This is a genomic window from Thalassovita aquimarina (genome assembly GCF_018219815.1).
In the GTDB taxonomy this organism is placed as follows: Bacteria; Pseudomonadota; Alphaproteobacteria; order Rhodobacterales; family Rhodobacteraceae; genus Thalassobius; species Thalassobius aquimarinus.
The window spans coordinates 14449-37997 of sequence record NZ_JADMKU010000023.1 but is presented as its reverse complement, the minus strand read 5'-3'; the positions used below and the strand labels follow the sequence as shown (position 1 = coordinate 37997).

At 64.0% G+C, this 23549-nt stretch carries 27 protein-coding genes; 13 read left to right on the top strand and 14 right to left on the bottom strand.

Going from position 1 to position 23549, the window contains the following annotated elements:
- Nucleotides 1-7: 7 nt before the first annotated feature.
- Genes IT775_RS18660 through IT775_RS18625 form a run of 8 tightly spaced genes read left to right on the top strand, consistent with a single transcriptional unit; the run spans nt 8 to nt 5497 of the window.
- Nucleotides 8-805, top strand: coding sequence for an ABC transporter substrate-binding protein (locus IT775_RS18660; RefSeq protein ID WP_212702755.1), 798 nt, complete (start codon nt 8-10; stop codon nt 803-805).
- Nucleotides 805-1794, top strand: a complete 990-nt coding sequence (locus IT775_RS18655) for a FecCD family ABC transporter permease (protein ID WP_212702754.1) — start codon at nt 805-807, stop codon at nt 1792-1794. Before IT775_RS18660 ends, IT775_RS18655 begins: the two co-directional genes overlap by 1 nt.
- Nucleotides 1791-2561 (top strand): ABC transporter ATP-binding protein, encoded by a 771-nt coding sequence (locus IT775_RS18650; RefSeq protein WP_212702753.1) that lies wholly within the window; start codon nt 1791-1793, stop codon nt 2559-2561. Before IT775_RS18655 ends, IT775_RS18650 begins: the two co-directional genes overlap by 4 nt.
- Entirely contained in the window at nt 2558-3229 is a 672-nt protein-coding gene (locus IT775_RS18645) for an adenosylcobinamide amidohydrolase (RefSeq protein ID WP_212702752.1), read from the top strand. Before IT775_RS18650 ends, IT775_RS18645 begins: the two co-directional genes overlap by 4 nt.
- 45 nt (nt 3230-3274) lie before the next feature.
- Nucleotides 3275-3904 (top strand): MotA/TolQ/ExbB proton channel family protein, encoded by a 630-nt coding sequence (locus tag IT775_RS18640; protein ID WP_212702751.1) that lies wholly within the window; start codon nt 3275-3277, stop codon nt 3902-3904.
- Nucleotides 3904-4281 (top strand): ExbD/TolR family protein, encoded by a 378-nt coding sequence (locus IT775_RS18635; RefSeq protein ID WP_212702750.1) that lies wholly within the window; start codon nt 3904-3906, stop codon nt 4279-4281. Before IT775_RS18640 ends, IT775_RS18635 begins: the two co-directional genes overlap by 1 nt.
- Nucleotides 4282-4286: 5 nt before the next feature.
- On the top strand, nt 4287-4664 hold the full coding sequence (locus IT775_RS18630) for an ExbD/TolR family protein (protein WP_212702749.1): 378 nt from the start codon (nt 4287-4289) through the stop codon (nt 4662-4664).
- The gene (locus IT775_RS18625) at nt 4661-5497 is read left to right on the top strand and encodes a TonB family protein (protein ID WP_212702748.1); all 837 of its coding nucleotides are present in this window, start codon (nt 4661-4663) and stop codon (nt 5495-5497) included. The genes IT775_RS18630 and IT775_RS18625 overlap by 4 nt, the downstream gene beginning before the upstream one ends.
- Nucleotides 5498-5589: 92 nt before the next feature.
- Here IT775_RS18625 and IT775_RS18620 read toward each other — a convergent pair whose 3' ends face one another.
- The 3 genes from IT775_RS18620 to IT775_RS18610 all read right to left on the bottom strand — a co-directional run bounded on the left by IT775_RS18620 (nt 5590) and on the right by IT775_RS18610 (nt 8653).
- Entirely contained in the window at nt 5590-6609 is a 1020-nt protein-coding gene (locus IT775_RS18620; RefSeq protein ID WP_212702747.1) for a hypothetical protein, read from the bottom strand.
- A gap of 101 nt (nt 6610-6710) precedes the next feature.
- Entirely contained in the window at nt 6711-6902 is a 192-nt protein-coding gene (locus IT775_RS18615; RefSeq protein ID WP_212702746.1) for a YgaP family membrane protein, read from the bottom strand.
- A 125-nt stretch (nt 6903-7027) separates the two neighbouring features.
- Nucleotides 7028-8653 carry an AMP-binding protein gene (locus IT775_RS18610; RefSeq protein ID WP_212702745.1) on the bottom strand — a complete coding sequence of 542 codons (1626 nt, stop codon included), beginning with the start codon at nt 8651-8653 and terminating at the stop codon, nt 7028-7030.
- Between the two features lie 129 nt (nt 8654-8782).
- On the opposite strand from IT775_RS18610, the gene IT775_RS18605 reads away from it, so the two are divergent.
- Nucleotides 8783-9454 (top strand): sulfotransferase family 2 domain-containing protein, encoded by a 672-nt coding sequence (locus IT775_RS18605; RefSeq protein WP_212702744.1) that lies wholly within the window; start codon nt 8783-8785, stop codon nt 9452-9454.
- A gap of 146 nt (nt 9455-9600) precedes the next feature.
- Here IT775_RS18605 and IT775_RS18600 read toward each other — a convergent pair whose 3' ends face one another.
- The 7 genes from IT775_RS18600 to IT775_RS18570 form a co-directional block, all read right to left on the bottom strand.
- Nucleotides 9601-11808: a 3-hydroxyacyl-CoA dehydrogenase NAD-binding domain-containing protein gene (locus tag IT775_RS18600; RefSeq protein ID WP_212702743.1), complete on the bottom strand. Its 2208-nt coding sequence runs from the start codon at nt 11806-11808 to the stop codon at nt 9601-9603.
- Between the two features lie 21 nt (nt 11809-11829).
- On the bottom strand, nt 11830-13041 hold the full coding sequence (locus IT775_RS18595; protein ID WP_212702742.1) for an acetyl-CoA C-acetyltransferase: 1212 nt from the start codon (nt 13039-13041) through the stop codon (nt 11830-11832).
- A gap of 20 nt (nt 13042-13061) precedes the next feature.
- Nucleotides 13062-13700, bottom strand: a complete 639-nt coding sequence (locus IT775_RS18590) for a glutathione S-transferase family protein (protein ID WP_212702741.1) — start codon at nt 13698-13700, stop codon at nt 13062-13064.
- A gap of 161 nt (nt 13701-13861) precedes the next feature.
- Entirely contained in the window at nt 13862-14074 is a 213-nt protein-coding gene (locus IT775_RS18585; protein ID WP_212702740.1) for a hypothetical protein, read from the bottom strand.
- A 107-nt stretch (nt 14075-14181) separates the two neighbouring features.
- Entirely contained in the window at nt 14182-15960 is a 1779-nt protein-coding gene (locus IT775_RS18580) for an acyl-CoA dehydrogenase C-terminal domain-containing protein (RefSeq protein WP_212702739.1), read from the bottom strand.
- 24 nt (nt 15961-15984) lie between these two features.
- On the bottom strand, nt 15985-16386 hold the full coding sequence (locus IT775_RS18575; protein WP_212702738.1) for a MerR family transcriptional regulator: 402 nt from the start codon (nt 16384-16386) through the stop codon (nt 15985-15987).
- 237 nt (nt 16387-16623) lie between these two features.
- The gene (locus IT775_RS18570) at nt 16624-16998 is read right to left on the bottom strand and encodes a MerR family transcriptional regulator (RefSeq protein WP_212702737.1); all 375 of its coding nucleotides are present in this window, start codon (nt 16996-16998) and stop codon (nt 16624-16626) included.
- Between the two features lie 116 nt (nt 16999-17114).
- Here IT775_RS18570 and IT775_RS18565 point away from each other — a divergent pair, with 116 nt between their 5' ends.
- From IT775_RS18565 to IT775_RS18555, 3 genes are read left to right on the top strand one after another with little or no spacing between them, the layout of a single operon-like run.
- Nucleotides 17115-17537: a PaaI family thioesterase gene (locus IT775_RS18565; RefSeq protein WP_212702736.1), complete on the top strand. Its 423-nt coding sequence runs from the start codon at nt 17115-17117 to the stop codon at nt 17535-17537.
- Entirely contained in the window at nt 17537-18046 is a 510-nt protein-coding gene (locus tag IT775_RS18560) for a PaaI family thioesterase (protein ID WP_212702735.1), read from the top strand. Before IT775_RS18565 ends, IT775_RS18560 begins: the two co-directional genes overlap by 1 nt.
- The gene (locus IT775_RS18555; RefSeq protein WP_212702734.1) at nt 18039-19382 is read left to right on the top strand and encodes an MATE family efflux transporter; all 1344 of its coding nucleotides are present in this window, start codon (nt 18039-18041) and stop codon (nt 19380-19382) included. The genes IT775_RS18560 and IT775_RS18555 overlap by 8 nt, the downstream gene beginning before the upstream one ends.
- 79 nt (nt 19383-19461) lie before the next feature.
- Here the strand turns inward: IT775_RS18555 and arsC are convergent, their stop codons facing one another.
- The 3 genes from arsC to IT775_RS18540 are packed head-to-tail and all read right to left on the bottom strand — an operon-like array spanning nt 19462 to nt 21187.
- The gene (gene arsC / locus IT775_RS18550; protein WP_212702733.1) at nt 19462-19797 is read right to left on the bottom strand and encodes an arsenate reductase (glutaredoxin); all 336 of its coding nucleotides are present in this window, start codon (nt 19795-19797) and stop codon (nt 19462-19464) included.
- Nucleotides 19794-20852: a quinone-dependent dihydroorotate dehydrogenase gene (locus IT775_RS18545; protein ID WP_212702732.1), complete on the bottom strand. Its 1059-nt coding sequence runs from the start codon at nt 20850-20852 to the stop codon at nt 19794-19796. Before IT775_RS18545 ends, arsC begins: the two co-directional genes overlap by 4 nt.
- A complete protein-coding gene (locus tag IT775_RS18540) occupies nt 20849-21187 on the bottom strand; it encodes a DUF952 domain-containing protein (RefSeq protein WP_212702731.1) in 339 nt (112 codons plus the stop codon). The genes IT775_RS18545 and IT775_RS18540 overlap by 4 nt, the downstream gene beginning before the upstream one ends.
- A 121-nt stretch (nt 21188-21308) precedes the next feature.
- On the opposite strand from IT775_RS18540, the gene IT775_RS18535 reads away from it, so the two are divergent.
- Nucleotides 21309-22868 carry a bifunctional metallophosphatase/5'-nucleotidase gene (locus IT775_RS18535; protein WP_212702730.1) on the top strand — a complete coding sequence of 520 codons (1560 nt, stop codon included), beginning with the start codon at nt 21309-21311 and terminating at the stop codon, nt 22866-22868.
- 75 nt (nt 22869-22943) lie between these two features.
- Here the strand turns inward: IT775_RS18535 and IT775_RS18530 are convergent, their stop codons facing one another.
- Nucleotides 22944-23492 carry a cysteine hydrolase family protein gene (locus IT775_RS18530; RefSeq protein WP_212702729.1) on the bottom strand — a complete coding sequence of 183 codons (549 nt, stop codon included), beginning with the start codon at nt 23490-23492 and terminating at the stop codon, nt 22944-22946.
- Nucleotides 23493-23549: the final 57 nt, after the last annotated feature.

Below are 23549 nucleotides of genomic sequence, written 5' to 3'. Positions count from 1 at the left end.
GGGGGCCATGGCCGTGGCGGGCGAAGACCCGGCCCGGCCCGCCCGTGTCGTGTCTTTGAACCTGTGCACGGATCAGCTTGCGATGATGCTGGCCGGGGACGGCCAGCTTCTTTCCGTTTCGCATCTGGCCTATGATCCGCGCAGTTCGGCAATGGCGGAAGACGCCAGGGGCTACCACAAGAACCATGAATTGGCGGAAGAGATTTATCTGCTCGACCCCGGTCTGGTGCTTGCCGGGCGCTATTCGGACCGGGCCACGGTATCGATGCTGAAACGGCTGGGCATTCCCGTTGCGGTATTCGATCCGGCCTATTCGCTCGACGATGTGCGCGCCCGGATCACCGAAATGGGGGCGGCGCTGCGGCAACAGGAACGGGCCGCCGCGATGCTGCGCGATTTCGATACCCGGCTGGCCGACCTGCAGGCCGAGGTCACTCGCCGCCCACGCACCGCGATTTACCACGCCAACGGCTATACCACCGGCGACCGCACCCTGTCTGGGCAAATCCTGCTGGCCGCCGGATTGGCGAATGTCGCGTCCGAAGCCGGTCTGAGTTCGGGCGGCGTGATGCCGCTGGAGGTATTGGCGTTGGCCGCGCCCGAGGCGCTGGTCACCGGTACCCCCTATCCCGGGGCGTCCCGGTCCGAGGAAATTCTCGACCACCCGGTGGTCGAAACCCTGCGCCACACCCTGCCGGGAACCCGGATCGCCGATCACGACTGGCTGTGCGGCACGCCCTATGTGCTGCGCGCGATCGAAGACATCGCCGCGCTGCGCCGCCGTATCGAACAGGAGGGGCAATAATGCGCGGGCGGGTTTTTTTTTCCGGCCTGATCCTGGCCGTTCTGGTCCTGTTCACGGTGTCTCTGGTGATCGGTCCCGCGCAGATCGGCCCGATGGAGAGCCTGCGCTCTCTGATCGCCGGTGACGGCGGGCCGCTTACATTGGTGATGCGCGAAATCCGCCTGCCGCGCGCGCTGCTGGCGCTGCTGGTCGGTGGCAGCCTCGGGCTGGCGGGGGCGGCGATGCAGGGCTATCTGCGCAACCCGCTGGCCGATCCCGGGCTGATCGGGGTGTCGGGATCGGCGGCCCTGGGCGCGGTTCTGGCGATCCAGACCGGATTTGCCGCCGGTTTCGCGCTTGGCCTGCCGCTGGCGGCGCTGGCCGGGGCGCTGGCGGGCGTCTTTGTGGTGCTGGCGCTGGCCGGGCCGCGCGGCACGTCGCTGACGCTGATCCTTGCCGGGATCGCCATTTCATCGCTGACCGGGGCGCTGATTTCGTTGGTGCTGAACCTGTCGCCCAACCCGTTCGCGGCCAATGAAATCGTGTTCTGGATGATGGGGTCGCTGGCCGACCGGTCGATGACCCATGTCTGGATCGCGCTGCCCTTCGCCCTGCTGGGCGCGGTCCTGCTGGCCAGCCTGCGGCGCGGTCTGGACGCGCTGACGCTGGGCGAAGACAGCGCTGCGGCGATGGGCATCGGCCTGTCCCGGCTGCGGCTGACGCTGGTCTTCGGCACCGCCTGCGTCATCGGTGCCTCGACCGCCGTGGCCGGTAGCATCGGCTTCGTCGGGCTGGTGGTGCCGCACATCCTGCGCCGCTGGGTGGATGCCCGTCCCGGTCGCTTGCTTGGGGCATCGGCACTGGGTGGCGCGGCGATGGTTCTGGCCGCCGACATCGCGGTGCGGATCGTGGTGCCGTCGAAGGACCTGAAGCTCGGCGTGCTGACCGCGCTGGTCGGTGCGCCGCTGTTCCTGCACATGATCTACCGGACACGGAGGGAAGGGCTATGACCGGCGATGAAACTCTTCTTGCCGTGTCCGAACTCAGCGTGACCCTGCGCGGGCGCCCGGTTCTGTCGGAGTTGTCCTTCGAGGTGGGGCGGCGCGAACTGATCGGATTGATCGGGGCCAACGGCGCGGGCAAGACCACGTTGATGCGCGCCTGTCTCGGCCTGATCCCGTATCAGGGGCGATCCAGCCTTGCCGATCTGCCGCCGCAGGATCGCAGCCGCAGGGCGGCATGGATGCCGCAGGCGCGCGAAATCGCCTGGCCGGTGACGGTTGAAACGCTGGTGATGCTGGGGCGTATTCCGCATCTGGGCCCGCGCCAGCGCGCTTCCGAAACCGACCGGCTGGCGGTGTACCACGCGCTGAAAGAGATGGGGCTGGAAGCCTTCCGCCAACGCACCGCCACCCGCCTGTCCGGCGGCGAACAGGCGCGCGCGCTGCTGGCCCGCGCGATGGCGCAGGACACGCCGCTGCTGTTGGCGGACGAACCGATTGCCGGGCTCGATCCGGCGCATCAGATCGCCACCATGCAAAGTTTCGCCCGGCTGGCCGAAGCGGGCCGTTCGGTCATCGTGTCGCTGCACGATCTGGGGCTGGCGGCGCGCCATTGCACGCGGCTGATCGTTCTGGACGCGGGCGGCATCGTGGCCGATGGCGCACCGGACACGGTGCTGACCCCCAGCCTGATCCGCGACGTTTTCGGAATCACCGCCTGGTTCGAACACACCGACCAGGGCCCGGTGTTCCAACCGCTGGAGGTGCTTGAATGACGCGCGTCACGCTGACCCGCCCCTGGCTCGAATTCGACCTGGGGGCCGAGCATCAGGTGCTGAGCTGGAGCCTCAACCGCCCCGGTTTCGCTTCCGCCCGCCGCATCCTTTGGCGCGAGGTGCGCAATGCCGACCTGACCCCCGACCTGGATGTGCGCAATTGGCTGTCGGGCGAACTGGATAGGGTGCAGGCGCAGGATGCGGTGGCGCTGCTGACCTCGCGCGATGTCGGCAGCTTTACCGAGGCGACCGCCAGCGCCGGGGGCTGCAGCGCGCATTGCGTCGCCACCGTGGGCCTGTCGAACGCCGAACGTGTCGGCCGCAGGGTGCTGCGCAAACCGGGCGATTTCGGAACCATCAATATCGCGGTACAATTGGATTGCGGGCTGACGCAGGCCGGGTTGATCGAGGCGATGAGCATCGCCACGCAGGCCCGGACGGCGGCGGTGATCGAGGTCGGCCTCGCCCTGCCCACCGGCATCGCGACCGGTACCGGCACCGATTGCATCGCCATCGCCGCCCCGCACGGCGCGCAGGACTATGCCGGGCTGCACACCGAAACGGGCGAAGCGATCGGCGCGGCGGTCTATGACGCGACGCTGGCCGGGGCGCGCGATTGGCGTGCCAATATGGAACCGCGATTGAACGGGATGGCACTGGATGCGTGACGTGAATGCGATGCCGGTCGGTGCCGCAACCAAGGGGACGGAACAATGACCCTCGACATGATTGCCCTGCGAGGATTTCTCGATACCGGTGGCCCGGCGCTTTGGGCGATCGCGGCGCTGTCGGTGCTGACCGTCGCCATCGTGCTTTGGAAGATCTGGCGCCTGACGCTGGACGGGGTCTGGGCCAAGGGGCGGGCGGAACGCGCCCTGCGGGACGCGCTGGCCGGAGAACCGGGCGCCGCGCGCCCCGGCACACGAAACCTGCATCTGCGCTTTGTCGCGGCGTTGCAATCCGGGCGTGACCTGCCTAATGCCTTGGCGCGTGAACAGATCACCAGCGTTGCGCAACGGGAACTGGGACAACTGCGCGCGGGGCTGCGCCCGCTGGAACTGATCATGACGATCGCGCCGCTGATCGGGCTTCTCGGCACGGTTCTTGGCATGATCGAGGCGTTCCAGGCATTGGAAACAAGCGGCGGTCAGGCCGATCCGTCGGTCCTTGCGGGCGGCATCTGGGAGGCGCTTCTGACCACTGCCGCCGGGATGGCGGTGGCAATCCCCGCCGCCGTCGCGCTGAGCTGGTTCGAAGGCATCGGCGAGCGCGTGCAGGCCGACCTGGAACAGATGGCGACGCGGTTCTTCACCAGCCGTGCCCAAGGTGACGAGGCCGCCTGATGTTTTCCTTCGCCACCACGCGCCCGCGCCGAAGGCCCAGCCTGACACCAATGATCGACGTGGTGTTCCTGTTGCTGGTGTTCTTCATGCTGGCATCGCAGTTCGGGCGCGAGGCGGCGCTGCCCCTGTCGACGGGCGGATCGGGGACCGATTACAGCGGCCCGCCGCGCCTGATCGAGATCGCCGCCGAAGGCCTGACGCTCAACGGCGCCCCGGTGGCACAGGACGGGCTGGCCGGGGCCTTGGCGGATCTCACCGCAACGCCGGATGACATCATCGTTCTGCGCTCCGAAGCAGGGGTGAGCCTGCAACGGCTGATCGACGTGACCGACAGCCTGCGCGCCGCCGGCTTCGGGTCGCTGGCAATCGTGGAGTAGAAGCGATGCGTTTTGCCACACCCTCCCGCAGGCGCCCCACGGAAAGCATCGTGCCGATGATCAACGTGGTATTCCTGTTGCTAATCTTCTTCATGATGACGGCGCGGATCGCGCCGCCGCGGCCCTTCGACCTGACCCCTCCGCAAGCGGAAAGCGAGAGGGCGCTTGACCGTCAGCGTGTGCTTTACCTGTCGAAGCAGGGCGAACTGGCCTTTGGTCCGTTGCTCGGCGATGCCGTCTGGCCGGCGCTGTCGGCCGCAGGGAGCGGCCCGCTGATCCTGCGGGCCGATCTGGATCTGCCGGCGCCCGTGCTGGCCAAAACGCTTGGCCGGCTGGCCGCCGTGGGGATCACCGAGGTCACGCTTGCGGTGCGGTCGAAATGAAACCCGTGGTCGAGTTCATAGGCTTTCTCGGCCTGTCGGTGGCCGCGCATCTGGCCTTCTGGCAGGGCACGGCAGGTGGCGTGCACGGCTCGGCCGGGGAGGAAGGGATGGCATCGGTCACCGTGATCGGCGGCACGCCAGCGCTGCAGGCCCTGGTCGCGGAATGGGACCGGTCGCCCGAGCTGGACCTGTCGCCGGTACCCGCGGGTCTGCCTGTGCCGGATGCTACCAGGCCGGCGCCGGTCCTGTCCGCGCGCCAAGCGGTCCCGGTGGCGACTCCGCCCGCAGCAGTTCCGCTGGCGTCAGGCACTTTACCCGTGCTGCCCCGGATCGACGATGCGACACCACCCGCGCCACTTTCGCGGCTTGCCCCTGAAACATCTCCGCGGCCGAAACCGCGCCGGGCACAACCGCAACGGCCGAAGCAGCAGGCCGCAGCGAATCCGGCCCCTGCGCCCGCCGCAGCCATACAGAAAGCCGCAGGAACCGGCGGGCGATCGGTTGCAGGTCAGTCGGACATATCCGCGGCGAGCGAGACCGCCGTGAAATCCAGTGCCAGCCTAATGTCACGCTGGAGCAGCGCGATCCGCGCCCGGGTCGAGAGACGCAAGCAATATCCGGGAGGGGCGACCGGGCAGGGCAGAACCCAGCTTTGGCTCAGGGTTTCGGCCGCCGGGAAATTGCATGATGTCGGAATCGTTCAGTCGTCGGGCAACCCGGCCTTCGACAGTGCTGCGCTCCATACCGTCCGCCGCGCCGCGTTGCCCCGGGCCCCCAAGGGAATTGAGGCGGGCATCTATCGCTTCACCTTGTCGATTTCCTTCACCAGATAGCTGAACTCCGATTGGGGGGCGGTGCTTTCATGTTGCGCTGCACAACTGTTCCTCAGGCGACGATCCGGCGATGACTGGTCGCCCACAACCTTCTAGCCTTCGCAAATCCCCTGCAGCCTGATCCAGTCGCTATCCGACAACACCGGGCTGGGCGCCTGGCCGGGGAAAGGATCGGCTTCGATCAGCGGCAGGGTGGCTTCCCCCGATACGTCCAGCGCATAGGCATAGGGCGTCGATTTCACTCCCGCCTCGTTAAAACCGTTGAGCAGCACCTCGCTGGACAGATCGGTCGCGGGACGGGTCAGCAGCGTTTCGGCATAGGCTTTCAGCACTTCGTCGGGCAACCGGCCTGTGGTCAGCAGCCTGAGGCTGCTGAACATGCCGCTTTCGCTCAGCAGTCGTTCCAGTGGATCGATTTCGCGCGCGCGCAGCCGTTCGGCGATGATGTGCCCGGCGGCGACATCGGGTTCTTCGTAATCCTCGAACAGGCTGCTGCTGAGCACCATCAGGTTGCCGGGCAGCATCGCGGCGTCGAAAACCGAGGTCTGCACCACGTTCAGCCGCAATCCGTCCCCGGTCAGACGCCTGGCCAGCCGGTCCAGTGCCGGGCGTGATCCCGCTGCGTTGCAGGCGGGGCCGGCCACGCGTTCAATATCGGCCAGCAGGCGCTGCCCGATTTGCTGTCGCTTGACCTCGGGGACCACGGACAGCGCGTGATCGATCATCGCACCGGGCAGCCAGAACACCCCCACCGCCAGCACCGAGGCAAGCGAGGCCGCCATCATCACCGTCCTGAGCCGCCCCGGTTTCGGTCTGCGCCGTTCGATCGCCTGGCGCAGCTTTTCGATCGCCGCGACCATTTCGCTTTCGTCTTCGGTCAGTTCCAGCGTTTCGCCGGGATCGCCGTCGGGGTGATAGATCGCCGGCCAGTCGCCGGGATTGACCCGCACCAAGGCTGGCAGCGACCAGTGGGTCAGCGCCCGGTCGCGCAGGTCGGAAATCATCAGCGTCGCGTCGCCGATCGACACGATCACCTCGCGGCGCTGATCCTCGGGCGTCGCGCGCCAGAGCCCGGATGCCTCGATCCGCTGGTATTTCGTCAGGGCTGTCATTCAGGGGCTGCTCTGCCTAGTGCTTTGGCCCCTGAATAACATGGCGTGGGGTGGGGCGTCCATCGGCTAGGACAGGTGACGTGACACCTGCCTAGCGCGGATCAGGCGTTTTTCAGGCCGATCTTGCGGAAGATGGACGCGGCCGGGCACATCCCGGTGAAGGCCGACTGGAACAGGTTGGCGCCGACGAAGGCGGTGAACCAGACGAAGCCCGGGTGAACAAAGTAGGTCAGCACCAGCGACAGCAGAACCATGAAGCCCGCAAAGGCGGTAACGGCTTGATTGACGGTCATTTCTATATCCTCTTGTGTGGGGCGCACCGGGCGAAGAAACCGCAAAACGGTGTTTGCGCAGACCCGGTGCGTGTATTGATATTCCATATATGGAATGTTTTTCTGCAATACAAGAGGCGGGCCGATCATAGCCCTTTGGCAATCGTCCTCAGCTCGAATTTCTGGATCTTGCCGGTCGAGGTCTTGGGCAGTTCCTGGAACACCACCTTCTTCGGCGTCTTGAACCCGGCCAGACGTTCGCGGGCAAAGGCGATCAGGTCGGCCTCCTCCGCCGAATGGCCATCCTTCAGCTCGACGAAGGCGCAGGGCACCTCGCCCCATTTTTCGTCCGGCTTCGCTACCACCGCACACAGCAGCACGTCGGGATGTGCCATCAGTACGCCCTCGACTTCGACCGAACTGATGTTTTCACCGCCTGAAATGATGATGTCCTTGGCCCGGTCGGCGATCTGCACGTAGGTGTCTGGGTGCTGCACCGCGATGTCGCCGGAATGGAAATAGCCGCCGGCGAAGGCCTCGGCCGTGGCGTCGGGGTTCTTCAGGTATCCCTTCATCACCCCGTTGCCGCGCATCACGATTTCGCCCTGCGTTACCCCGTCCATCGGGATCTGCTGCATTTTTTCGTCGACCACGGTGATGTGTTCATAGATCGGCATCGCCACGCCCTGGCGCGCCTTGATCGCGGCGCGGTCGTCGCCCTGCAGATCGTCCCAGCGGTCGCCCCAGGTGCATTCGGTGGCCGGGCCGTAGACCTCGGTCAGGCCATAGACCTGCGTTACGTTGAACCCCATCGGTTCGATCTTGGCCAGGGTCGCGGGGGCGGGCGGGGCGCCGGCGGTGAAGACCTCGACCACGTGATCGAATTCGCGGCGGTCGGATTCGGGCGAATTGACCAGCGTGTTCAGCACGATCGGCGCGCCGCCGAAATGGGTCACTTTTTCATCCGCGATGGCGTCGAAGATCGCGCGTGCCGTGATGTCGCGGCAGCACACCACGGTACCGCCCAGAACCGGCATCATCCAAGTGTGGCACCAGCCGTTGCAGTGGAACAGAGGCACGATGGTCAGGTAGCGCGGATGAAGCGTCATCCGCCAGCTGATCACCTGTCCCATCGCGTTCAGGTAAGCACCGCGATGGTGGTACACCACGCCCTTGGGCCGCCCGGTGGTGCCGGAGGTGTAGTTGAGCGCGATGGATTCCCATTCGTCCTCGGGCATGATCCATTCGAAATCCGGGTCGCCGGTCGCCAGCAGGGCCTCGTATTCCATATGGTCACTCATCGCGTGGACGCCGGCCTGATCGTCGGCCACCTCGATCACGATAGGGGCGGGGCCGTCCATGATTTCGACGGCCTCGGCCAGCACCGGCAGGAATTGTGGATCGGCCAGCACGACCTTGGCTTCGCCGTGATCGAGGATGTAGGCGATGGTGTCGGCTTCGAGCCGGGTGTTGATCGTGTTCAATACGGCACCGCAGGCGGGCACGCCGAAATGCGCCTCGGCCTGGGCCGGGATATTGGGCAGGATGGTGGCGACCACGTTGCCCGGTTCCACCCCCAGCTTGGTCAGCGCCGAGGCCAGCCGCGTCACCCGTTCGCGGTATTCCACGTAAGTCTTGCGATGCGTCCCATAGACCACCGCCGGGTGATCGGGGAACACAGCCGCGGCGCGGTTCAGCCAGGACAGCGGCGTCAGCGGCACGTAATTCGCGTCCGTCTTGCCCAGACCGGTTTCGTCAGCCATCCAACCCATGAAATATCCTCCTCTTTCGTGGCGCATATTGCGCGGCAATCGCAGCGTTGAAAAGTCCGTATGACTACCAATCTGGCGCGGGGCGCGGGGGACTTTTCCCGTCGCGCAGTTTGCGCTAGCGTCGCGGCCATGTTCATTTCGCACGGGCGGCAATACATCTTCATCCACATCCCGAAAACCGGCGGTACCTCGATGGCGCTGGCGCTGGAGGACCGTGGGAAGAAGGACGATATCCTGATCGGCGATACGCCCAAGGCGGCGAAGCGGCGGCGCAAGTTTCAGGCGGCGGATACGCGCGGGCGGTTGTGGAAACATTCCACCCTGGCCGATATCGAGGGCCTGGTCGGCGCTGACGAGATCGAGCGTTATTTCACCTTCACCATGGTGCGCAATCCCTGGGACCGGGCGGTGAGCTACTATCACTGGCTGCGTGATCAGGTATTCGACCACCCGGCGGTGACGCTGGCGCGGGGCGAGGATTTCAGCGGCTTTCTCAGCCATCCGCAGACCTGGCGGTCGCTGAAGGAAAGCCCGGCGCGGTCCTATATGACCGATGCGCGCGGCAACGAGGTGTGCGATCTCTATATCCGGCTGGAACGGGCGGAGGAGGACGCGGCGCCGCTGGCCGATCACCTGGGATTCAAGCTGAGCCTGCCGCGGGTGAATGCATCGGCGCGGCGGACGGATTACCGCAGTTATTACAGCGACAGCGACGCAGCGTTTCTGGCCGATATCTGCGCCGAGGATATCGAGCGGTTCGGGTATGCCTTTGATCCGGTGGATATGCGCGCTGCGATTTGAACAAGGGCGGGAGCCATTCTTCACATTCTCACCCAGACCGAACAGCGGCGCCCGCCCGCGGTCAGGCGCCGGCCTCTTTTTCTTTCCCTGCAAAAGAAAAGCGCGCCCCCGAAGGGACGCGCTGAGCTCTTCCGATGGGCTGCGGCTTACGCCGCCGCCTTGTCCTGCTTGCCGAAGCGGCCATAGAAGGTCTGACCCTTCTCGCCCATTTCGCGCAGCAGAGCCGGGCAGGCGAAACGATCGCCATAAGCCTCTGTCAGCTGATCGCAGCGTTCCGCCGCATAAGGCGTGCCGAGGATGTCGAGCCAGCTGAACGGGCCGCCCGACCACGGCGCGAAGCCCCAGCCCAGGATGGCGCCGACATCGCCTTCGCGGATGTCTTCCAGCACGCCTTCTTCCAGCGCGCGCACCGCTTCGAGCACCTGCGAGAACATCAGCCGGTGCTGCACCTCGATCAGGTCGGGCTGTTCGTCCGCGACCGGACATTTTTCGGCCAGACCTTCCCAAAGACCGGTCCGCTTTCCCTTTTCGTCGTAGCTGTAGAACCCTGCCTTCGACTTGCGGCCCAACCGGCCCTCATCGACCATCGAGAACATCAGGTCGTCCACCGGCTTCATGTCGGCCGGATAGGCATCGCCCATCGCCGCCTTGGTCGCCTTGGCGATCTTCACGCCCAGATCGAGCGAGGTTTCATCCACCAGCTGCAGCGGGCCAAGCGGCATGCCGAGCTGTTTCGCGGCGTTCTCGATCAGCGCCGGTGCGACGCCCTCGGCCACCATCCGCGCGCCTTCGTTCAGGTAGGGGATGATGCAGCGGTTGGCGTAGAAGAACCGCGCGTCGTTGACCACGATCGGGGTCTTGCGGATCTGGCGCACGTAATCGAGCGCCTTGGCCACCGCTCGGTCACCGGTTTCCTTGCCCTTGATGATTTCCACCAGCAGCATCTTCTCGACCGGCGAGAAGAAGTGGATGCCGATGAACTGCTCGGGGCGGGACGATGCCTTGGCCAGCCCGGTGATCGGCAGGGTCGAGGTGTTCGACGCGAAGATGCAATCCTCAGGGATCACCGCTTCGACGTTCTTGGTCACCTCGGCCTTGATGCCCGGATCTTCGAACACCGCCTCGATGATCAGGTCGGCGTCTTTCAGCGCGTCGTAATCGGTGGTGGCGGTGATCAGGCCCAGGACCTTTTCCTTCTTCTCCGCCGTCGCCTTGCCGCGCTTGATGCCCTTGTTCATGAAGGTCTCGGTATAGGCCTTGCCCTTGTCCGCGGCTTCCTGCTTCTGGTCGATCAGCACGACCTCGATCCCGGCCATGGCCGACACAAGCGCGATGCCCGCGCCCATCATGCCCGCGCCCAGCACGCCGACTTTCTTGACCGACTGGTCCTCGATGCCCTTGGGACGAACAGCGCCTTTTTCCAGCGCTTCTTTGTTGAGGAACAGCGACCGGATCATCGCCGCCGACGACGGGTTCATCAGGATATGGGTGAACCAGCGCGCCTCGACCTTCAGCGCGGTGTCGAAGGGGACCATCGCGCCTTCATAGACTGCGCTCAGCAGGTCCTTTGCCGCCGGGAAGGCGCCGTTGGTGTTGGCGTTGACCATCGCCGAGGCGCCGACGAAGGTCTGGAAACCGGCCGGGTGGTAGGGCGCGCCGCCGGGCATCTTGTAGCCCTTGGCGTCCCACGGTTTCACCAGGTCGGCGTCCTTGGCGTTCAGCACCCAGTCCTTGGCCGCGGCGACCGGATCGTCGACCACTTCGTCGATGATGCCCGCGCCCTTGGCCTTCTTCGGATCGACCAGCTTGCCCTGCAGCAGGAAGGGCGAGGCTGCCATCGCGCCCATCTTGCGCACCAGACGGGTGGTGCCGCCCGCGCCGGGGAAGATGCCGACCATGATTTCCGGCAGGCCGATCTTGGCCTTGGAATTGTCGGCGGCGAAGATGCGGTGGGTCGACAAGGGCAGTTCCAGCCCGATGCCAACGGCGGTACCGGGCAGGGCGGATGCGATCGGCTTGCCGCCTTTCTTGGTCTTGAAATCCATCCCCGCCAGCTCGATTTTCCGCAGCAGACCGTGCATCTGCATGATGCCATCGAACAGGCCCTGCGCCGGGTTGTCACCGGCTGCGGATTTCATGTCGGCCAGCACGTTCAGGTCCATGCCGCCGGCGAAGTCTTTCTTTCCGGACGTGATCACGATGCCCTTGACGGCCTCATCGGCCAGCGCGTCGTCGATCAGGCTGCTCAGCTCTTCCAGGGCTTCGCCGCTCATCACGTTCATCGATTTGCCGGGGCAGTCCCAGGTGACGATGGCGACGCCGTCGGCGTCCTTTTTCATGGTGAAATCAGTCATGTCTCTCACTCCTGCCCCTGCTTACACGCGTTCGATGATGGTCGCCGCGCCCATGCCGGACGCGATGCACAGCGTGGCAAGGCCCATTTCCTTGTCCGACCGTTCCAGTTCGTCCAAGAGCGTGCCGATGATGATCGCGCCGGTGGCGCCCAGCGGGTGGCCCATCGCGATCGAACCGCCGTTGACGTTGATCACCTCGGGGTCGACGTCGAAGGCCTGCTGGAAGCGCAGCACCACCGAGGCGAAGGCTTCGTTCACCTCGAAGAGGTCGATATCGGAAATCGACAGGCCGCTTTCGGCAAGAATCTTCTGCGTCGCCGGAACCGGGCCGGTCAGCATGATGGTCGGGTCGGTGCCGATCTTGGCGGTCGCGCGGATGCGGGCGCGCGGTTTCAACCCGTATTTCTTGCCGAATTCCGCGTTGCCGACCAGAACGCCGGCCGATCCGTCCACGATGCCCGAGGAGTTGCCGGCATGGTGGATGTGGTTGACCTTTTCCAGGTGCGGGTATTTCAGAAGCGCCACCTTGTCGAAGCCCGGCATCACCTCGCCCATGTCCTTGAACGAAGCCTTCAGCGCGCCAAGCGTCTGCATGTCGGTGCCGGGGCGGATGAATTCGTCGTGATCCAGAATGGTCAGACCGTTCACGTCGGTGACCGGGATCACCGATTTTGCGAACCGGTTGTCGTCCCACGCGGCCTTGGCGCGGCGCTGCGATTCCACCGCCAGCGCGTCGGCCTGATCGCGGGTGAAGCCGTATTCGGTGGCGATGATGTCGGCGGAAATGCCCTGCGGTACGAAATACTGGTCCAGCGCGACGGAAGGATCGGCGGCCACGGCGGCGCCATCGCTGCCCATCGGCACGCGGCTCATCATTTCCACGCCGCCGGCGATATAGGCCTCACCGGCCCCGCCCTTGACCTGGTTGGCGGCCAGGTTCACCGCTTCCATGCCGGATGCACAGAACCGGTTGATCGCCAGGCCGGGGATCGATTCATCCAGATCCGAGGCCAGAACGGCGGTCCGCGCCAGGCAGGCGCCCTGTTCCATCACCTGGGTGACGTTGCCCCAGATCACGTCCTCGACCGCGTGACCGTCCAGGCCGTTGCGGTCCTTCAGCGCGTTCAGAACGGTGCTGGACATCCGCACCGAGGTCACTTCGTGCAGGCTGCCGTCGGGGCGGCCCTTGCCGCGCGGGGTGCGCACGGCGTCATAGATGTAGGCGTCGGTCATCTCATGCCTTCCTTTTCGTTTCAGGCCCGATCGGCAGGCGATCCGGGCATCAGGTCATAGGGGTGTTTCCAACCGGGCTGGTCGCTGATGTTGCTTAGCCAGCGGTCGATATTGGGCCAGTCGGCGCGGTCGAACCCGAAGGGTTCCGGATAATAGAGGTAGCCGCAGCAGGACAGATCGGCATTGGTGATGCCATCGCCGACGATCCAGTCACGGCCCTCGAGGTGGTGATCCAGCGTCTTGTAAGCGGCTTTCAGGCGACCCTGCATGAAGCCGATCACTTCGGCCGGGCGCTTGTCCTCGGGCAGGAAATTCATCAGGAAGCGGGTCATTCCGGCTTGCGAGCTGAGCTTGTGGTTGTCCCACAGAATCCACCGCAGAACCTCGTATTTCTCTTCTTGGGTCTGGCCCGCGAACTTGCCGGTCTTGTCGCTGACATATTGCTGGATCACGCCCGACTGGCTGAGTTTCAGGTCGCCGTCGATCATCGCCGGGGCTTCGCCCAGCTCGTTGACGTTTTGCAGGTATTCCGGGCTGCGGCCTTCGCCGTTGAAGAAATCGACAAAAACCGGTTCCCACTCCAGCCCGCTGAGCTGCAGCGCCAGCGCGGCCTTGTAGGAATTGCCGCTTTCGCCGAAGCAGTAGAGTTTGATCGTCATTTCGGGGTCCTCCTCAGTTTGTTCTCCGCGGGGCCAGGCCCGGCGCGGTGTTCCCCCAATAGATGCGCGCAACGTTCGCTTGCGTCCACAGTTCCGCTACGACCGCTTCGATGCAAATCTTGGTGATCGATCGTCGCGTCAATTCCGGCCTCCCGCTTTGCTTAGCGTTTCCGCGCGTCCAACGTCGAATTGAACAGCCGCAGCTTGTGGCCGAAATTCTCGTGATCGATGATCCCGTCGAAATTCTCGAAGACGAAGGAAATCGCCTCGCCCTCGTCCAGCCCGGCCTCGGCCGCGAATTTCCTCAGCCGCCGATAGGCATCCTCGGTCATCGCGATCGGCATACGCCGGGTCAGTCGGAAACGTTTGGGCATGTCGGTCCTCCTTGCCGGGGTCAACCGGCGCGCATCCCCTGCGCGCCGGCGCCGCGAGCGGGGCACCGCCCCTGTCGGTAAGTCAAGGCGCGGGTTGGTCCCCGTGCTCAGAACTGGCCGGCGTCCAGCGCCATCACCGGATCCGCGCCGCTGTTGATGCGGGCGAGGTGCATCGCCGTAGCGGGCAGGCGGCGCGCCATGTAGTAGCGCCCGGTCGCCAGCTTGGTTTCATAGAACGCCTTGTCCGAGGCGCCTGCATCCAACGCTTCCTGCGCTGCCTTGGCCATCTGCGCCCACATCAGGCCGAGGCAGACATGACCGAAGAGGTGCATGAAGTCGTACGAGCCCGACAGCGCCGCGTTGGGGTTCTTCATGCCGTTCTGCATGAAGAACATGCCAGCGGCCTGCAGGTCCTTCGACGCCTGTTTCAGCGGGTCGAGGAAATTGGCCTTCAGCGCTTCGTTGTCGGCGTTGTCCTTGATGAAGTTCTTCACCATGTCGAAGAAGGCCATCACGTGCTTGCCGCCGTCCTGGGCCAGTTTCCGGCCCACCAGGTCGAGCGCCTGAACGCCGTTGGCGCCTTCGTAGATCATCGCGATGCGGGCGTCGCGGGTGAACTGCGACATGCCCCATTCCTCGATGTAGCCGTGACCGCCATAGACCTGCTGTGCCTGCACGGTCATGTCGTAGCCTTCGTCGGTCAGGAAACCCTTGATCACCGGGGTCAGCAGACTGATCAGCCCGTCGGCATCCTTGTCGCCCATCCGGTGCGCCCGGTCGATCATCATCGCGCCCCACAGCATGAAGGCGCGCGCGCCCTCGATGAAGCTCTTCTGGTCCATCAGGCTGCGGCGGATATCGGGATGCACGATCAGCGGGTCGGCCGGCCCATCGGGGTTCTTCACCCCGGTCACGTCGCGGCCCTGCAGCCGGTCCTTGGCGTAGATCAGCGCGTTCTGATAGGCCGCCTCGGCCTGCGCGAGACCCTGCATGCCGACGCCGATGCGGGCTTCGTTCATCATGGTGAACATGGCGCGCATGCCCTTGTGTTCCTCGCCCAGCAGGTAGCCGGTCGCTTCGTCATAGTTCATGACGCAGGTGGAATTGCCGTGGATGCCCATCTTTTCTTCGATCTTGCCGCAGCTGACGCCGTTGCGCGCGCCGGGGGTGCCGTCTTCGTTCACCATGAACTTGGGCACGATGAACAGCGACACGCCCTTGATGCCCTCGGGGCCTCCGGGAATCTTGGCCAGCACCAGATGAATGATGTTGGACGACATTTCGTGTTCACCGGCCGAGATGAAGATCTTCTGACCGGAAATCTTGTAGCTGCCATCGTCCTGCGGCACGGCCTTTGTGCGCATCAGGCCCAGGTCGGTGCCGCAATGCGGTTCGGTCAGGTTCATGGTGCCGGTCCATTCGCAGCTGACCATCTTGGGCAGATAGGTGGCCTTCTGTTCGTCGCTGCCATGGGCAAGGATCGCCGAAGCCGCGCCGTGGGTCAGGCCCTGATACATGGTGAAGGCCTGGTTGGCCGCGCTGAACATCTCACCGGTCGCCGTGCCCATCACGTAAGGAAGGCCCTGGCCGCCGAAATCTTCCGGCATGTCGAGCCCGGTCCAGCCTCCTTCGCGGACCTGGTCGAAGGCTTCCTGGAACCCGGTCGGCGTGCGCACCACGCCGTTTTCCAGCACGCAGCCCTCGGTGTCGCCGACGACGTTCAGCGGCGCCAGAACCTCGGAAGTGATCTTGCCCGCTTCTTCCAGTACCGCCGAGGTGAAGTCGGCCTCAAGATCGGCATAGCCGGGAATATCCGTCTGGCTGACCTTCAGCAATTCGTGCAGCACGAACTGCATGTCCTTGGTGGGGGCGGTGTAGCTGGGCATTTCTGTCTCCCTTTCAGGCCACCGTCATTCGGCGGCTTTCTTCTCCTGGCGGAGCGAAGCAATCATCTCTTCGCCCCATTTCATCTGCTCTTTCAATTCAGCGATGGCCTTGTTCAGCTCATCGCGTTGTTCTTCCATGTCGCGCAGCCGATCCTTTGCGACTTCAAAGGTGCGGCTCAGCTGGGTCAGCTGTGCGTCGCCCATGTTGTAGAGGTCCAGCAATTGCCGGATTTCTTCGAGGCTGAAGCCAAACCGCTTGCCCCGCAAAATCAGTTTCAGCCGCGCCCGGTCGCGCCGGGTGAACAGCCGTTTCTGACCCTCGCGGATCGGGAACAGCAATTCCTTGGCTTCGTAAAAGCGCAAGGTGCGCGGTGTGACCTGAAATGCATCGCACATTTCACGGATCGTCATTGTCTTTTCGGTCATTTTATCGCTCGCGGATTGCGTCACCGGATCAAAGTTTGGACCTCTGACCGGTGGTTACACCAGTGGTTGACGTTTACGTAAGCGGTACGTTGCGTCACTTTCCAGCTTGACGTAAGATCAACCAAGGTAACCTTAGCGGAACGAAAAATCTTTTCGAGAAAAAATTTCGAATGCTTGGTCAAAAAAATAAAAGGGCCGGAAAAATCCGGCCCTGCACATGCTGATCCTTCACTCGGATCACATGGATTTCAGCGCTTCGACCGTATCGTCGCGGGACTTGGTCAGTTCCGCGATCGCCTCGTCCAGCTGGTGGCGCTGCTCGATCAGTTCCGACAGCTGCTTGGTCGCACTTTCGACCCAGGCTTCCATCTGTGCCTTGGACCCTTCCTGATCGTAGATCAGCAGCCACTGGCGCATGCCTTCCAGCGAATAGCCCCACTTCCGCCCGCGCAGGATAAGGGTCATTCGGGCAACTTCGCGCGGGCCGTAAAACCGCGCCCGACCTTCGCGATCAGGCTGTAACAGTTCGATATATTCGTAATACCGCAGAGTGCGCGGCGTTACGTCGAACTTTGCGCACATTTCCTTGAATGATAGTCGAGTTTCGGACATTGCATCGCTCCCTTGGCGCATAGGGTAGGATCAAGATTCGGCGAGGGCAACCGCCGCCCTTGCGGATTCCGGCGTTTGAAGCCCATAAACGTTACGTGAAAAATCAGGAGCAGCCGATGTCGGGCGATCAGACGAAAATGGCTCAGCAATTCATTGCAGCCATTCCCCATTCCAAGGAACTGGGGATGGAGTATACCGAGGTGGCCGAAGGCTATGCCGCGATGCAGATGCCCTATGACGAACGCTTCGTTGGCGATCCCCAGACCAAGGTGATTCACGGCGGCGCGGTATTCGCATTGCTCGATACCACCTGCGGCGCTGCGGTGATGAGCCATCCCAAGATGAAGGGGCATACCGCCACCATCGACCTGCGAATCGACTATATGCGCCCGGCCGCCCCCGGCCAGACCATCCGCACCCGCGCGACCTGCTACCGCATGACGCGCTCGGTCGCCTTCGTGCGGGCCGAGGCGCTCGACGACAATGACGAAAACCCGGTGGCGACCGCCACGGGAACCTTCACCGTGGGGGGCAACTGATGGGCCGCAAACCGATGGAACCCGTTCAGGTGGTCAAGCAGCGCCGCGATGCCGCGCTCAACGCGCTGGTCAACGGCGTGCCCTATATCCAGTTCCTCGGAATCGAATTCGACCGCCGTGGCGACGAACTGACCGCGATCATGCCGTTCAAGGAAATGCTGATCGGCAACCCGATGTTGCCGGCGATCCACGGCGGCGCGACCGCGGCGTTTCTGGAAGTGACGTCGATCATCGGGCTGAGCTGGTCGATTCTGTGGGAAAAGATCGAAAGCGGCGAAATCGATGCCGAAGCGTTGGTCGCGGGCAACTTGCCCAGCCTGCCGAAGACGATCGATTTCACCGTCGATTACCTGCGTTCCGGCCTGCCGCGCGATGCCTATGCGCGCGCCCGGGTGAACCGGTCGGGGCGGCGCTATGCCTCTGTGCATGTCGAAGCCTGGCAGGACAATCGCGGCCGCCCCTTCGCCCAGGCGACCGGGCATTTCCTGATGCCGCAAAGCGATGGCTGAGGCCGCGGCGGCGCGTCCGTTGACGCATCGCAGGGTGCTGAAAATCGCCCTGCCCATCGTGTTGTCGAACGCAACCGTGCCGCTGCTGGGCGCGGTCGACACCGGCGTGGTGGGGCAGATGGGGCAGGCCGCGCCGATCGGCGCGGTGGGCGTAGGTGCCATCATCCTGACCGCGATCTACTGGATCTTCGGCTTCCTGCGCATGGGCACGACCGGCCTAGTCAGCCAGGCGCACGGCGCCGGGCAGACCGGCGAGGTCGCGGCGCTTCTGACCCGGGCGCTGCTGATCGCGTGGACGGCCGGGCTGGCCATCATCCTTCTGCAACTGCCGATCTTCGCCGCCGCGTTCTGGATGTCGCCGGCCACGTCGGAGGTCGAATCTCTGGCGCGCGAATACATGCAGATCCGCGTGTTCAGCGCCCCGGCGGCGATTTCCATTTACGGGCTGACCGGCTGGCTGATCGCTCAGGAACGGGCAAAGAGCATGTTCCTGATCCAGTTCTGGATGAACGGCTTGAACATCCTTCTCGACCTCGTCTTCGTTTTGGGGCTGGATTGGGGCGTGCAAGGGGTAGCCTGGGCCACATTCCTGTCGGAATGGAGCGCCTTCGGGCTGGCCCTCTACCTGTGCCGCGGCGCCTTCGCTGTGCCGGCTTGGCGCGACTGGCCACGGGTGTTCGACGGCGAACGCCTGCGCCACATGATGGCGCTCAACACCAATATCCTGATCCGCTCGGCCCTGTTGCAGCTGATGTTCCTGTCCTTCGTGATGCTGGGCGCGGATTTCGGCGACACCACGCTGGCGGCGAACCAGGTGCTGCTGCAATTCCTCTACATCACCGCCTACGGGATGGACGGGTTCGCCTTCGCCGCCGAGGCGCTGGTGGGCGGCTACATGGGCGCGCGCGACCATCTGAAGATGCGCCGCGCCGCGCTGCTGAGCAGTTTCTGGGGGCTGATGGTGGGGCTGGTGATGACGCTGTTCTTCGCCATCGCGGGGGGCGCTATCATCGACATCATGACCACATCCGAACCCGTGCGGGCCGAGGCGCGGGTGTTCCTGTTCTACATGGTGCTGGCGCCGGTTTCCGGCGTCGCGGCCTGGATGCTGGACGGGATTTTCATCGGCGCCACCGGCGGGCGCGACATGCGCAACATGATGCTGGTCAGCTTCGCCGTCTATCTGATTGCGCTGGCTGTGCTTTTGCCGATTTTCGGGAATCATGGCCTGTGGATATCCCTGTTGATATCCTTCGTGGCGCGAGGCGTGACGCTGGGCCTGCGTTACCCGTCCCTGGAACGCCGGGCGATGCCTGCCGGCGTGGCGGGGGGATGATTTCCACAGGGCTTGCCCTGTGGATAAGATGTGGAGAACCGGGACGGCGCGATCGGAGCCGCCCCGGTTGCGCACTACGCTAGAGAATATCCAGTACCGCCTCGGGCGGCCGTCCGATGGCGGCCTTGTCGCCGCTGAAAACGATGGGACGTTCGATCAGGACAGGATTTTCAGCCATTGCAGCGATCAACGCCTCGTCATCATCGTTTTTGGACAAGCCGAGATCCTTGAAACGCGCTTCCTTCACCCGCATCATCTCGATCGCTTCAACGCCCAGAGCATCGCGCGCGGCGCGGATTTCATCGGCGCTTGGCGCGTCTTCGAGATATTTGCGGATGGTCACGCCGCGATCCTCGATCAGCGCCAGCGTTTGGCGCGATTTCGAACAGCGCGGATTGTGCCAGATGGTGATCATAGCCAGTCCTCCCTTTTGGTGCCCACCGCGTCGGCCACATTGCTGAAACCGTCGCGGTCCAGCAGCCGGTCGAGGCCGCGGGCGATCTCGGACCCCAGGCTCAGCCCGTGATAGATCATCGCGGTGTAAAGCTGGACCGCAGAGGCCCCGGCGCGGATCTTGGCATAGGCGTCCTCGGCGCTGGAAATGCCGCCGACACCGATCAGCGGCAACCGCCCGTCGAGCCGTTGCGACATTTTCGCCAGAACCCGGGTGGATTTTTCGAACAAGGGCGCGCCGGACAGCCCGCCGGCCTCATTCGCGTGCGGGCCATGCAGCCCGGTCCGGTCCAGCGTGGTGTTGGTGGCGATCACCGCGTCGATGCCGGTGGACAGGGCCACTTCGGCGATGTCGCCGATTTCCGCGTCGGTCAGGTCGGGGGCGATTTTCAAGAACACCGGGATCGGGTGTTCCAGCGCGTTGCGCGCCTCGATCACGCCGGACAGAAGCCCGGTCAGCGCCGCCGCGCCCTGCAGGTCGCGCAGTTTCTCGGTGTTGGGCGAGGACACGTTGACGGTGGCGAAATCCAGATGCGCACCGCAATGGGTCAGCACCCGGGCGAAATCTCCGGCGCGGTCGTCGCTGTCTTTGTTTGCACCAAGGTTCAGGCCCAGAACCATGTCGCGCGGGCGCTTGGCCAGCCGCGCGCCGATCTTTTCCATGCCGTCATTGTTGAAGCCGAACCGGTTGATCGCGGCGCGGTCTTCGGACAGCCGGAACAGTCGCGGTTTCGGATTGCCCGGCTGCGGCCGGGGCGTGGCGGCGCCGACCTCGACGAAACCGAAACCGGCCCGCGACAGCGGCAGCAGCGCGCTGGCGTTCTTGTCGAACCCGGCGGCAAGTCCCACCGGGTTGGTCATGCTCAGCCCCGCAACCCGCGTACGAAGCCGGGGCGAGGTGACCAGCCCGGGCAGCGGGGTTGCCCCCAATCGCAGAGCCTTGATCGCCAGCCCATGCGCAGTTTCGGGATCGATCCGGTGCAGCGCGGTCAGTCCCAGTTTTTCGATCAGATTCATAACACGCCCTCGGGAAACTGGTGTTCGCCTTCAAACAGTGGCAGCGGTTTGGACCACAGCACATCCTCGAAGCGCAGTTTGCGGTAGAGATGCGGGAACAGCGCGTTGCCGCGCGACGCTTCCCATTTCAGGGCCTCGCCCAAGGTTTCGCTTTCAAGCGCCAGCAGAACCAGCCCGTCTTCGCCTGCGAAATGTTTCGCGGCGGTTTCGGCCACCTGTCCGGCGGTGGAAAAATGCACGAAGCCATCGGCGACATCGACGGCCGCGCCGTCGGTTTCGCCTTGATCGACCAGGTCCTGCCATTCATCGGCGCGGAATATTTTGAAAATCAGCATGCGCGCTCTGTGCCTTCAACGTGACCTCCGGTCAAGCGCCCGAACTGTCACATGGAGTTTGACAAACGCCAACTGGATCACTCAGCATCCATTTATTTCGACTCCATGGAGGTAATTTCCAATGTTTGCTCGTTTACTGTCTGGGGCAGCCGTTGTCGCGCTGTCCGCCGGGATGGTCCAGGCCGACTATTCGCTGACCATCCTGCACACCAACGATTTTCACGCCCGGTTCGAACCGATCAGCAAGTATGATTCCGGTTGTTCGGCCGAAGACAACACCGAAGGCAAGTGCTTCGGCGGTTCGGCGCGTCTGGTGACCGCGATCGACGCGGCCCGGGCGCGGAGCAACAATTCGATTCTGGTCGATGGCGGCGATCAATTCCAGGGCACGCTGTTTTACACCTACTACAAGGGTAAACTGGCGGCCGAGATGATGAACAAGATGCGCTATGACGCGATGACCGTGGGCAACCACGAATTCGATGACGGCCCCGAGGTCCTGCGCGGTTTCATGGACGCGGTCGATTTCCCGGTCCTGATGTCCAATGCCGACGTGTCGGGCGAGGAAATGCTTGCCGGCAAGCTGGCGAAATCGATGGTGATCGAACGCGGCGGCGAAAAGCTGGGACTGATCGGCCTGACCCCGCACGACACCCCCGAACTGTCCAGCCCGGGCCCCAACATCATCTTCACCGATCCGGTGCAGGCGGTGCAGGGCGAGGTCGACAAGCTGACCGAAATGGGCGTCAACAAGATCATCGTGCTGTCGCATTCGGGCTATCACGTCGACCAGAAGGTCGCTGCCGGCACCACCGGCGTGGACGTGATCGTCGGCGGCCATTCCAACACCTATCTTTCCAACACCTCAGACCGGGCCGAAGGGCCGTACCCGACGATGGTGGGCGACACGGCGATCGTATCGGCGTATGCCTATGGCAAGTTCCTCGGTGAATTGAACGTCACCTTCGATGATGCCGGCAAGGTCGTGGAGGCCAAGGGCGAGCCGATCATCATGGATGCCAGCGTGGCCGAGGAAGAAGCCACCAAGGCCCGCATCACCGAGGCCGCCATTCCGCTGGAGGAAATCCGCAACAAGGTCGTCGCCGAAACCGCCGAGGAAATCATCGGCGTGAAAACGGAATGCCGCGCGGTGGAATGCGCGATGGGCAACCTGATTGCCGACGCGATGCTGGACCGGGTGAAGGATCAGGGCATCGAGATCGCGATCCAGAATGGCGGGGGCATCCGCGCCTCGATCGACGCGGGGCCGGTGACGATGGGCGAAGTGTTGACCGTGCTGCCATTCCAGAACACGTTGTCGACCTTCCAAGTCACCGGCGCGACGATCCTGGAGGCGCTTGAAAACGGCGTCAGCCAGATCGAGGACGGCGCCGGCCGGTTCCCCCAGGTGGCGGGGATGACCTTTGCCTTCGACAAGTCGCAGCCTGCGGGCAGCCGGATTTCCGACGTGATGGTCGGCGGCGAACCGTTGCAGATGGAAAAGGTCTATGGCGTGGTGTCGAACAACTTCGTCCGCAATGGCGGTGACGGTTACGGGATGTTCCGCGATGCGATGAACGTCTACGATTTCGGCCCCGACCTGGCCGATGTGACCGCCGAATACATCGCCAAGCACAGCCCGTTCAAACCTTACAAAGACGGCCGGATCACCGCGAAGTAACTGCGGCCCGGCCAATATGAAAACGCGCGCGGTCTCCCGCGCGCGTTTTTTATTTGGGCCATGCGGCGTGGTGTGTCAGATCAGCGTCAGAACATCTTCGGTCGCCGCCACCTTGGCATAGGACGCCGCCAGCGGCGCCATGAAGGCGGCCTGCACCAGTTCGGGCGGCACGGTGATGTCGCCGAAAGTGGCCTCTTTCGCGCCGCAGGCGTCATGCGGCAGGATCACCTTAAATCCGTAATCCACCGCCGCCCGCGTCGTGGCGTCGATGCACATCTGGCTTTGCGCGCCGCAGATGATCAGCGTTTCGGTCCCGGCTTCGCGCAGCAGGTCCAGCAGCTCGGTTTCATGGAAACTGTTGGGGCGGTGCTTGGTCAGCACCGTTTCGTTTCCGGCCGGGGCGACTCGGGTATGAATTTCCGCCCCTTCCGTGCCGGGCTGGAAAAACGGCGCGCCGGGCGGCGTTTCGTGCCGGATATGGACCACCGTCATACCGGTCGCGCGGGCATGCGCCAGCAGGTGGGCGGCGTTTTCGGCGACCTCGTTCATCAGGGCGACGGGCCATGCCCCGGTTGCGAAATAGTCGTTCTGGATATCCACCAGGATCAGGGCGGTTTTACTCATCATCGGCTCCTTTCCAACATATCGGCAATTATGCCCGCGCTTGACCGTCAGGCCGAT